Origin of the sequence: Aeromicrobium sp. (genome assembly GCF_050700635.1) — a bacterium.
GTDB lineage: Bacteria > Actinomycetota > Actinomycetes > Propionibacteriales > Nocardioidaceae > Aeromicrobium.
This window is the reverse complement of the sequence record NZ_JBOHDT010000181.1, coordinates 1-9,790: the sequence shown is the minus strand read 5'-3', so window position 1 is coordinate 9,790 and position 9,790 is coordinate 1. Positions and strand designations below refer to the sequence as shown.

At 67.4% G+C, this 9,790-nt stretch carries 12 protein-coding genes; 6 read left to right on the top strand and 6 right to left on the bottom strand.

What is annotated here, in order from left to right:
• Positions 1–171: 171 nt before the first annotated feature.
• The gene (locus tag ACRDPN_RS14370) at positions 172–978 is read left to right on the top strand and encodes a DUF1295 domain-containing protein (protein WP_431449264.1); all 807 of its coding nucleotides are present in this window, start codon (positions 172–174) and stop codon (positions 976–978) included.
• Here the strand turns inward: ACRDPN_RS14370 and ACRDPN_RS14365 are convergent.
• On the bottom strand, positions 975–1,664 hold the full coding sequence (locus tag ACRDPN_RS14365; protein ID WP_431449262.1) for a metal-dependent transcriptional regulator: 690 nt from the start codon (positions 1,662–1,664) through the stop codon (positions 975–977). The two genes, ACRDPN_RS14370 and ACRDPN_RS14365, sit on opposite strands and share 4 nt — an antisense overlap.
• Positions 1,665–1,725: 61 nt before the next feature.
• On the opposite strand from ACRDPN_RS14365, the gene ACRDPN_RS14360 reads away from it, so the two are divergent.
• Positions 1,726–2,427 (top strand): hypothetical protein, encoded by a 702-nt coding sequence (locus tag ACRDPN_RS14360; RefSeq protein ID WP_431449260.1) that lies wholly within the window; start codon positions 1,726–1,728, stop codon positions 2,425–2,427.
• Positions 2,428–2,440: 13 nt separating this feature from the next.
• Positions 2,441–2,824, top strand: coding sequence for a DUF1761 domain-containing protein (locus tag ACRDPN_RS14355; protein WP_431449258.1), 384 nt, complete (start codon positions 2,441–2,443; stop codon positions 2,822–2,824).
• A gap of 4 nt (positions 2,825–2,828) precedes the next feature.
• On the opposite strand, the gene pdxH is transcribed toward ACRDPN_RS14355, so the two are convergent.
• Positions 2,829–3,473 carry a pyridoxamine 5'-phosphate oxidase gene (gene pdxH, locus ACRDPN_RS14350; RefSeq protein WP_431449256.1) on the bottom strand — a complete coding sequence of 215 codons (645 nt, stop codon included), beginning with the start codon at positions 3,471–3,473 and terminating at the stop codon, positions 2,829–2,831.
• A 36-nt stretch (positions 3,474–3,509) separates the two neighbouring features.
• Here pdxH and ACRDPN_RS14345 point away from each other — a divergent pair, with 36 nt between their 5' ends.
• On the top strand, positions 3,510–4,631 hold the full coding sequence (locus tag ACRDPN_RS14345) for a citrate synthase 2 (protein WP_431449254.1): 1,122 nt from the start codon (positions 3,510–3,512) through the stop codon (positions 4,629–4,631).
• Here ACRDPN_RS14345 and ACRDPN_RS14340 read toward each other — a convergent pair.
• Together ACRDPN_RS14340 and ACRDPN_RS14335 are read right to left on the bottom strand one after the other, a co-directional pair.
• The gene (locus ACRDPN_RS14340; protein WP_431449252.1) at positions 4,628–5,419 is read right to left on the bottom strand and encodes an ABC transporter permease; all 792 of its coding nucleotides are present in this window, start codon (positions 5,417–5,419) and stop codon (positions 4,628–4,630) included. The genes ACRDPN_RS14345 and ACRDPN_RS14340 overlap by 4 nt on opposite strands.
• Entirely contained in the window at positions 5,416–6,390 is a 975-nt protein-coding gene (locus ACRDPN_RS14335; protein ID WP_431449250.1) for an ATP-binding cassette domain-containing protein, read from the bottom strand. The genes ACRDPN_RS14340 and ACRDPN_RS14335 overlap by 4 nt, the downstream gene beginning before the upstream one ends.
• 86 nt (positions 6,391–6,476) lie before the next feature.
• Between ACRDPN_RS14335 and ACRDPN_RS14330 the strand changes: the two genes are divergently transcribed.
• A complete protein-coding gene (locus ACRDPN_RS14330) occupies positions 6,477–7,250 on the top strand; it encodes a TetR/AcrR family transcriptional regulator (RefSeq protein ID WP_431449248.1) in 774 nt (257 codons plus the stop codon).
• Positions 7,251–7,301: 51 nt separating this feature from the next.
• Entirely contained in the window at positions 7,302–8,126 is an 825-nt protein-coding gene (locus tag ACRDPN_RS14325; protein WP_431449246.1) for an aldo/keto reductase, read from the top strand.
• A 15-nt stretch (positions 8,127–8,141) separates the two neighbouring features.
• Here the strand turns inward: ACRDPN_RS14325 and ACRDPN_RS14320 are convergent, their stop codons facing one another.
• On the bottom strand, positions 8,142–8,660 hold the full coding sequence (locus tag ACRDPN_RS14320) for a hypothetical protein (RefSeq protein ID WP_431449244.1): 519 nt from the start codon (positions 8,658–8,660) through the stop codon (positions 8,142–8,144).
• Positions 8,661–8,887: 227 nt separating this feature from the next.
• The coding region (locus ACRDPN_RS14315; protein WP_431449242.1) for a trypsin-like serine peptidase at positions 8,888–9,790 on the bottom strand (903 nt) is incomplete at its 5' end.

The following is a 9,790-nucleotide window of genomic DNA, read 5'->3' as shown; positions in this document are numbered from 1 at the left end:
GAGGGCCGTCGCGCTGGTCGGTGCGGAGACGGCCCGGGTCTGGCGACTGTACTTCGCCGGCGGGTCGCTGGCGTTCGAGGAGAACCGCATGGGCGTCGACCAGATCCTGGCCGTCAAGCCGTCGAGCACGGGCCAGAGCAGCATGCCGACCTCGCCGGCCGGCTGGCTTTCATGAGCCCCAACGACACCTCTCACGCTGTCCTCACCCTGACGATCGGGCTCGTCACTGTCGTCATCTTCATGGGCGTCACCATGTGGCTCGCCATCCGCATGCACAAGCTCACCGTCGTCGACACCGCGTGGGGACTCGGCTTCATCGCCGTGGCCGTCGTGTCGTTGTTCGTCACCGGGTACGGCGATGGCATGCCGGGGCCGCAGGCGTTCCTGCTCTTCCTCGTCGTCATCTGGGGAGCTCGCCTCGCGATCCACCTGCAGGTCCGCAACTCCCGGCTGCCCGAGGACCCGCGCTATCAGCAGCTCGCAGACTCAGACGGCGGTGCCTTCACCCAGGTCGCGCTCCGTCGTGTGTTCGTCCCGCAGGGAATCGCGATGTGGCTCGTCGCCACCCCCGTGATGGTCGGCATGAACAACGAGGGCACCGGAACGTTGCAGGCCTGGCTCGGTCTGCTCGTCTGGGCGATCGGGATGTTCTTCGAGACCGTCGGCGACCTCCAGCTGTCCAGGTTCAAGAAGGACCCGGACAACCAGGGCAAGCTGATGGATCACGGCCTGTGGAAGTACACGCGGCACCCCAACTACTTCGGAGACGCCTGCGTCTGGTGGGGCATCTGGATCGTGGCGGCGTCGTCGTGGGCCGGCGTGGCCACCATCATCGGTCCGATCGCGATGACGATCTTTCTCACCAAGGTCACCGGCGCGACCCTCAACGAGAAGGGCATGCGCTCCAGCAAGCCCGGCTACGACGACTACGTACGCCGCACCAGCGGCTTCATCCCGATGCCGCCGAAGAGGGCCTAGACACTCACGAAGATGTGGGCCGCGGCCTCGGCGTCGATCTCGGCCGTCTCAGCCTGGCGGGCGACGACCACGCCGTCGTGCCCCTGTGACACCAGCACGTCGTTGCCCGGCAGTGCGCCGACGCGTCGAAGCACCGACATGACCTGGGTGTCCTTCTGCAGCTCCTCGGCGATGCGGCGCACGATGCGCCGGACCGGCTCGACGGAACCGCTGACCGCCTTGGTGAGCGGCTCGACGCCCGCCAGGAAGTCGGCATCGTCGCCCTCCTCGCCCAGCTCCGACAGTCCGGGAATGGGGTTGCCGTAGGGCGACTCGGTGGGGTGCTCGAGCAGCTCGACGAGTCGGCGTTCGACCTGCTCGGACATCACGTGCTCCCAGCGGCACGCCTCCTCGTGGACGTACTCGATCTCGAGTCCGATGACGTCGGTGAGCAGCCGCTCTGCAAGGCGATGTTTGCGCATGACACGGGTCGCGAGCTGGCGCCCCTTGGGCGAGAGCTCGAGGTGCCGATCGCCCTCGACGGAAAGCAGGCCATCGCGCTCCATGCGGGCGACCGTCTGACTGACCGTGGGACCACTCTGGTGCAGACGTTCGGCGATCCGGGCACGCAGGGGGACGATGCCTTCCTCCTCCAGCTCGTACACCGTGCGGAGGTACATCTCGGTGGTGTCGATCAGCTCGCTCACGTCGCCATTGTTCCACGACGTGCCGTGCTCCTTCGCGACTGAAGGGCCGTAGGTTGGCCCCATGGTCACGATCCCCGCGCAGTTCAACGGCCCGGAGCGCTCCGGGAACGGCGGGTACGTGTGCGGCCTGCTGGCAGATGAGCACGGCAGCGAGATCACGACCTCGACACTGCGCCAGCCGCCTCCGCTCGACACTCCCCTCACCTGGGAGCGGGACGACCTCGAAGTCCGGCTCGTCACGGCGGGCGGCGCGATCATCGGCGCAGCCGTCGAAGGGTCCTTCGCGCGGGAGGCGGTGCCGTGCCCCTCCGAGGACAAGGCGGCTTCGGGCCTGGCGGCCTATCCCGGGTTCGTCCGGCATCCGTTCGACCACTGCTTCACCTGCGGCACCCAGCGGGGCGAAGGTGAGGGGCTGCGGCTCTTCGCGGGTCCGGTCGACGACAACCGGACGGCGACGCCGTGGTCGCCGCATCCGGCGTTCGGTCGGGCCGACGGGGCGCTGGACGTCCCGCTGTCCTGGGCCGGCCTGGACTGTCCCGGCGGGTGGGCGGTGGACTTCAACCGCCACTCCATCCTCCTGGGGCGGATGACGGCTCAGGTCATCCGGTTGCCCCGGGTCGGTGAAGAGCTGCTCGCCACCGGACGACTCGACGAGCACGACGGTCGCAAGTTCCTGTCGTCCACCGCCCTCTACACCCGCGACGGCGAGCTGCTCGGCCGCGCCGAGCAGACCTGGATCGAGATGAAGACCGCCGACTCGTGACATCGTGCCTGACGTGAACCTCATCGCGATCTTCGTGGCCTCGGCTGTCGCCTTCGTCCTGGGCGGGTTCTACTACGCGATCCTCGGCAAGCAGCTGGCCACCGTCAGCGAGTCCGCCGCGGTCGGTGAGTCGATGAAGCCGTGGCAGTTCGCGATCGAGCTGTTGCGCTGCATCATCTTGACCACCGTGGTCGCCGGCCTGGCAGCGATGATCGGGACGGACGGATGGCTCGACGGCCTCGCCCTGGGTCTGCTCCTGTGGGTCGGGTTCCCGCTCGTGCTCTGGATCGGAGCGATCATCCACGAACACACGCCTATGAAGCTGGCCGCCATCCACGGTGGCGACTGGTTGATCAAGCTGCCGGTCATCGCCGTCATCGTCAGCAGCTGGCAGTAGGCGATCAGGGCTGGAGCCGCTCGCGCGACCAGCCTTCACCCGCGCGCGTGAATCTGAGGCGGTCGTGCACGCGGTCGGCCCGACCCTGCCAGAACTCCACGACGTCGAGCGAGAGCCGGAAGCCGCCCCACTGCTCAGGACGCTCGACGTCACGGCCGTCGAAGGCCCGCTTGGCGTCGGCAACCTGTTCCTCGAGCGCCCCCCGATTCTCGATCGGATGCGACTGTCGCGAGGCGACGGCACCGATCTGGGCACCACGCGGCCGTGAGGCGAAGTATGCGTCAGACTCAGCTGCATCCATGCGCGAGACCCGTCCCTCGATCCGCACCTGCCGCTGCAGCGGATGCCAGAGCAGCACGGCCGACGCCCACGGGTTCACCGTCAGCTCGTCACCCTTGCGTGAGTCGTAGTTGGTGTAGAACACCGCACCACGATCGTCGAAGCCCTTGAGGAGCACGATCCGCACGGATGGACGTCCGGACGCATCGGCCGTGGCGAGCGCCATCGCGTTGGACTCGTGGATGCCCGCGGCGGCGACATCGTCGAGCCAGCGCCGGAACAGGACGACCGGGTCGTCGCCCGCGTCGCTCTCGTCGAGTCCTTCCCGCGTGTACTCGGCTCGCAGGGCCGCGAGGTCAGGGGACTGCATGCACCCACGGTATTGCCAAGGGGCACAATGTCGCCCATGGCAGATGGCGTAGAGGTACATCACGGGCTCGAGGGAGTTGTCGCGTTCGAGAGCGAGATCGCCGAGCCCGACAAGGAGGGGTCCGCGCTCCGCTATCGCGGCGTCGACATCGACGATCTCGTCGGTCGCGTGCCGTTCGAGAAGATCTGGGGTCTGCTGGTCGACGGCGCCTACGAGCCCGGCCTCGGTCCGGCCGAGCCGTTCCCGATCCCGGTGCACTCCGGCGACATCCGAGCCGACGTGCAGAGCGCCATCGCCCTCACCGCGCCCGCTTGGGGCCTGAGGCAGCTCTACGACATCCCCGAGGCGGCCGACGTCCGCAACGACCTCGCCCGCACGGCGGTGATGATCCTGTCGTACGTGGCGCAGGCCGCCCGCGGCGTCGGGCAGCCCATGATCCCGCAGGCCGACATCGACCGGTGCGACACGATCATCGACCGGATGCTGATGCGCTGGCGCGGCGAGGTCAATCCCGACCACGCGAAGGCAATCGACGCTTACCTGGTGTCGGCCGCCGAGCACGGCATGAACGCCTCCACCTTCACCGCCCGCGTCATCGCCTCCACCGGGGCAGATGTCGCCGCTGCGCTCTCCGGCGCGGTCGGCGCGATGTCGGGTCCGCTGCACGGCGGGGCTCCGTCGCGCGTGCTGCACATGATCGAGCAGGTCGAGAAGAGCGGCGACGCCACGGCGTACGTCAAGGAGCTGCTCGACTCCGGCGAACGGCTGATGGGCTTCGGTCACCGCGTCTACCGTGCCGAGGATCCTCGCGCCCGCACGCTGCGCCGCACCGCGCGCGAGCTCAAGGCCCCGCGCGCCGAAGTGGCAGAGGCGCTCGAGCAGGCTGCGCTGAAGGAGCTGCGCGAGAGGCGCCCGGATCGGGTGCTCGAGACCAACGTCGAGTTCTGGGCCGCGATCGTCCTCGACTTCGCCGAGATCCCGGCCAACATGTTCACTGCGATGTTCACGTCGGCCCGCACCGCCGGCTGGAGCGCCCACATCCTCGAGCAGTACAAGACCGGGCGGCTCATCCGTCCGTCGTCGATCTACACCGGGCCCAAGGCACGCCGCCCAGACGAGATCGAGGGCTGGAACCCCGACTGGGCGGCCACCGCCTAGAAGATGCTCTTCGTGATGGCGCGGACACCGACCCCGAGGCCGACGACCGCCGTCACCAGTGCCGCGACCGCGCCGAGCAGGACGTCGGTGTCGGCGAAGGTGCCGGAGAAAAGCGTCCGCTCCGCATCGACGATGTAGGTGAGCGGGTTGAACTTCGACGCGATCTGCATCCACTCTGGTCCGGTCTCGAGCGGCAGCATCATGCCGGACAGGATCAGCAGCGGGAACAGCAACGACTGCTGGACGGCCCAGAAGATCCACTCCGTCTTGCGGGCCGCGATCGCCAATGCATACGACAGCGCACCGACGCCGACGCCGAAGACGCCCAGGATGAGCAGGCCGACCACGATGTGAGCCGGGAACAGCTCGAACCCGAACGGCACCGCCACCAGCGTGATGATCGCCGCCTGCACGACCAGGGGCGTCAGCTCCTTGAGTGCACGTCCGATCATCAGGGCCGGCCTCGAGAGCGGCGTGGCCAGGATCCGCTCGAACGCGCCGGTCATGATCTCGTACTGGAGATTGGCCCCGGTCATCGACGTGCCGAACATCGTGATCATCACGACGACACCCGGAAGGAAGAACTGCAGGGTGGTGCCGAACGGGATGTCCTCGCCGGCCACGCCCGCGAGCAGCGGACCGAACAGGCCGAGGAACACCAGCGGCTGGATGAGGGAGAAGATCAGCGAGAACGGGTCCCGGAGGATCGTGAGGGTCTCGCGCGTCCACACCGCGCCGATGTCGGTGACCACGTTCGGGCGAACGGGGGTGAGAGTGGCGGTACTCATGCTTCTACTCCTGTCTCGACTGCTTCGCGCAGGCTGCGTCCGGTGAGGTTGAGGAAGACGTCGTCCAACGTGGGCTGGTGCGCCGAGGCCTCCAGCACGTCGACCCCCTTGTCGCCGAGCGAGTGCACCAGGCGCGGCAGTGTTCTGGTGGCTCGATCGACCCGGAATCCGATCCGGATGCCATCGTGCGTCGGCGACTCGGTGAGCTCGGAGCCGACCGGCTCCAAGACGGCCCGGGTGACCCCGACGTCGGCCGCAGCCACGGTCAGGGAGATGCGGTCTCCGGCCTGCTCGGCCTTGAGCGCCTCGGCCGTGTCGTCGGCGATGATGCGGCCGTGGTCGATGACCACGACCCGCTCGGCCATGGTGTCGGCCTCCTCGAGGTAGTGCGTGGTCAGCACGATCGTCGTGCCACGCTCCTTGCGCAGCCGCGTGATGTGCTCCCAGAGGTTCGCCCGGTTCTGCGGGTCCATGCCGGTGGACGGCTCGTCGAGGAAGAGCAGCCCGGGCTCGTGAATGAGTCCGAGGGCGATGTCGAGACGACGCTTCTGACCTCCGGACAGCGTGGAGACCTTGCGCATCTCCATGCCCTGCAGGTCGAGGCTGGCGAGCAGCTCCGAACCGCGACGCGCCGACTCGGCACGACTCAGGCCGTAGAAGCGGCCCTGCATGAGGAGCTCGTCGCGCACCCGGTAGTTGTAGCCGGCGCCGTCCTTCTGGCCGATATAGCCGATGCGCGACCGCACGCCCGCTGGGTCGGCCGTGACGTCGATGCCCGCCACCGTGGCGGAGCCGGACGTCGGCGTCAGCAGGCTGGTGAGCATGCGCAGCGTCGTCGACTTGCCGGCCCCGTTCGGACCGAGGAACGCGACCAGCTCGCCCTCGGCGACGTCGAGATCGATGCCCTTCACCGCCTCGATCGTGTCCTTGCCGGTCGTGAAGGTCCGCGCAAGGTTCTCCGTGTGAATCATCAGATCTCCCATTCCGTACGATGTACTGAGTGACAGTAACACTATACGCTGTACGGTGTGACAGAAAAGTGCGTAGGAGGTGAACGATGAGCGAGCAGACGACTGACGACCCGAGCACCTGGGGCACGCCGGAAGGGCGTCACATGATCGATCTGCTGTGGGATCCGCCGACGCCAGCGGCCCGGGGCCCCAAGCAGAAGCTGACTCTCGAGCGGGTCGTCGACACCGCCATGTCGATCGCTGCCAAGGAGGGTGTCGACGCGCTCTCGATGCGCAAGGTGGCTGCGGCGCTGGGCGTCGGGGCGATGAGTCTCTACACGTATGTGCCCGGTCGCGAGGAGCTCTTCGAGCTGATGATCGACCGCGCCTGGGGTGATCGTTCCCGTCCCGATCCGTCCCTGCCCTGGCGCGAGCAGGTCGAGTTCCATGCCGACCAGGCCTGGTCGATGTACCAGTCGCACCCGTGGCTGGTGTGGGCGAACCTGTGGCGGATGCCGCTCGGCCCGAACGTGCTCGACGTCCAGGAAGACCTCTACCGATCCTTCGACCTGACCGGGCTGCCACCGCACACCGTCGCCCGCGTGACCGGACTGGTGGAGTCGCACGTCTTCGGCGCGGCCCGCAGCGCCATCGTCGACACCCGCGTCTCGGCCAGCACCGGCGTCAGCGCGGATGAGTACTGGGACTCGCGCAGCGGCTTCTGGGGCACCTACTACTCGCAGGAACGGTTCCCGACGATGACGAAGCTCTGGGAGGCCGGGGCGTTCGACGTCGCGATGGGCACCGAGGGCGACATGCGACTCGGCCTCGGCGTGCTCCTCGACGGCATCGAGCTGCTCATCGACGCTCCGTCCGGCTGAGCGTCAGCCACCAGAAACACCGCCTCACCAGCACCGTCATACGGTGGTGACATGACTACTCCCACCTTGGACCTCAACAACGGCGTCTCCATTCCGCAGCTCGGTTTCGGGGTGTTCCAGGTCCCTCCGAAGGACACCGCGGACATCGTCACACAAGCCCTCGATGTGGGGTACCGCCATATCGACACCGCGCTGGCCTACCACAACGAGCAGGGCGTCGGAGAGGCGATCGCGTCCTCGTCGCTCAGCCGAGACGACGTCTTCGTCACGACCAAGCTGTGGAACTACGACCAGGGCACCGATGCTGCCTTCAAGGCGTTCGACGCCAGCCTGGAACGACTCGGTTTCGATGTGCTCGACCTCTACCTCATCCACTGGCCCGCGCCGCAGCAGGACCGCTATGTCGACACCTGGAAGGCATTCGAGCAGCTGTACGCGGACGGCCGCATCCGGGCGATCGGCGTCTCGAACTTCCGGGTCGAGGACCTCCAGCGGCTGCTCGACCTCGGCCTCACCGTGCCGGTCGTCAACCAGATCGAGCTGCACCCTTACCTCACGCAGGACGAGCTGCGCATCTTCCACGACAAGCACGAGATCGTCACCGAGGCGTGGAGCCCGATCGCCCAGGGCGCCGTGCTCGACGACCCAGTCATCACCGAGCTCGCCAGGGCCAAGGACGCCACGCCGGCCCAGGTCGTCATCGCCTGGCATCTCGCGCTCGGCAACGTCGTCATCCCGAAGTCGGTGACTCCTGACCGCATCGCGGAGAACTTCGCCTCCACCGAGGTCGAGCTCGCGGGCGACGAGATCGACGCGATCTCCGCGCTCAACCGCAACGAGCGCACTGGTCCCGACCCGTGGGAGTTCCCAGGTTAGGGCGGGAGACGCGCCCTAAACGACCTCGACGGTCGCTTCTTCCTCCTTGTCGGGCGTCATCGAGACGACCCAGGCCTCCTGCACCCCAAGGAAGACAAGCGCGCTGAACAGCAACCCCTCGATCTCGATCGGTTTCAGCGTCAGGCCCGCCTCGGCGACCAAGGTGGGCGCGAAGGCCACGGCGAACACGAGGATGTACACCGGAACCCCGAACATGCCGAACACGATCGGCGAGATCCGCGCGGTGGTCGATACCCAGATCTGCTGGGCAAGCAGGAGGATGCCGATGGCGCCGATCACGCCGGCGCTCCCGAAGGCGATGCGCCAGATCGCCTTCTCCTCGGGAGAGACCTGCGCGAGCAACGACACCGTGGCCGGGATGATGAACTGCAAGGAGACAAGATACGCAGCGCGTCGTGACGCCGCGTTCTCGTGGCCGATGACGTTGGTCTTGTCCTTGACCGCCACCCACCACAGACCGAGGAGGGTGAAGTTGATCGCCGACACCACGCCGTAGAAGGCCGCCTGATCCATGGGCAAACAGTAACGGCGGAGGTGCCGGGCCACGGGGGGAAATGCGCCACGGGCAAGGGAAAGGCCCGGTCATCCCCCCCGAGACAACCGGGCCTTTCGGTCCCCCTGCTCGCGTTTCGACCGTCCCCCCGAGATGGTCGTCGCGCGTTGGTCAGTACAAACCTTAGCGCAAGTTCTAGTCCTTTAGGACTATATCGGCATAGTTCGGCAGGATCATTCGAATTCCGTCAGTTCTGGGCGGTGTTGTAGACGCCCTGGACCACGCTGCCGAAGTACGGGCCGAACATCCGGTTGCTCAGAGGTCCGCCGGTGTACTTGAAGGAGTTCAGCGAGTTCAGCGTGCCGATGCCGCTGGCCTCGCTGTAGTTGATGAACCAGGGTCCGCCGGACGAGCCGCCGGTCATGTTGCACACCATGCCCTGGGTCGAGCTGCCACCCCACGTGTCGGCCGCGACTTGTCCGTTGCACCAGGCGATGTCGGAGCCGTCGTACGGGGAGGCCGCCGGGTAGCCGAAGGCGTACATCGTGGCGTTGCGGGCGAGGTTGAACCCGACACCCTGGGCACCGACGGCGCCGGTGAGGGTCGAGCCGCCTGCCGTGCCGACCACCGCGTAGCCGATGTCGTAGTTGAGGTCGCCCTGGTTGGCCCACTGGCTGGACGTGTGGAGCTCGGCCGCCGCGAACTGACCGTACGGGGCAGCGCCGTCGTCGTAGCCGGGCACGAAGGTGAAGTTCGTGGCGAATGCGCCGGGGCCCTCGTTGAGGCAGTGCCCGGCGGTCTGCACGAGGCTGTTGTTGGCCGCGACGGTCGAGCTGCCGGAGCAGACGTAGTTGGTGCCGGCCAGTGTGAAGAACACCTTGCCGGTGGTCTGCACGACCTTGCCGCCGCCGGTGTAGTAGCCACCGCCGAATCCCTTGGAGGGCTTGCCCGTGGGCTTTGCGGCCGAGCCGCGGACGACCGTCGGCTCGCCCTTCGCGACGGTGCTGGATGACGTCACCTCGCTGCGGTCGCGGACGAGCAGGCCGCCGCTCTTCGCGTTCTTCATGCGCGACGACGTCCAGTAGTCCTTGGTCTTCTCCTGCGCCGCCTTGCTGATCGCCTTGCTGACAGCCGGGTCTGGCTTCTCTGC

Excerpts from the sequence above, each read along its gene's own strand:
- ACRDPN_RS14325 (WP_431449246.1), top strand. The coding sequence starts at position 7,302 with ATGACTACTCCCACCTTGGACCTCAACAACGGCGTCTCCATTCCGCAG.
- ACRDPN_RS14335 (WP_431449250.1), bottom strand. The coding sequence starts at position 6,390 with ATGATTCACACGGAGAACCTTGCGCGGACCTTCACGACCGGCAAGGAC.
- ACRDPN_RS14340 (WP_431449252.1), bottom strand. The coding sequence starts at position 5,419 with ATGAGTACCGCCACTCTCACCCCCGTTCGCCCGAACGTGGTCACCGAC.
- pdxH (WP_431449256.1), bottom strand. The coding sequence starts at position 3,473 with ATGCAGTCCCCTGACCTCGCGGCCCTGCGAGCCGAGTACACGCGGGAA.
- ACRDPN_RS14320 (WP_431449244.1), bottom strand. The coding sequence starts at position 8,660 with ATGGATCAGGCGGCCTTCTACGGCGTGGTGTCGGCGATCAACTTCACC.
- ACRDPN_RS14360 (WP_431449260.1), top strand. The coding sequence starts at position 1,726 with ATGGTCACGATCCCCGCGCAGTTCAACGGCCCGGAGCGCTCCGGGAAC.
- ACRDPN_RS14370 (WP_431449264.1), top strand. The coding sequence starts at position 172 with ATGAGCCCCAACGACACCTCTCACGCTGTCCTCACCCTGACGATCGGG.
- ACRDPN_RS14330 (WP_431449248.1), top strand. The coding sequence starts at position 6,477 with ATGAGCGAGCAGACGACTGACGACCCGAGCACCTGGGGCACGCCGGAA.
- ACRDPN_RS14345 (WP_431449254.1), top strand. The coding sequence starts at position 3,510 with ATGGCAGATGGCGTAGAGGTACATCACGGGCTCGAGGGAGTTGTCGCG.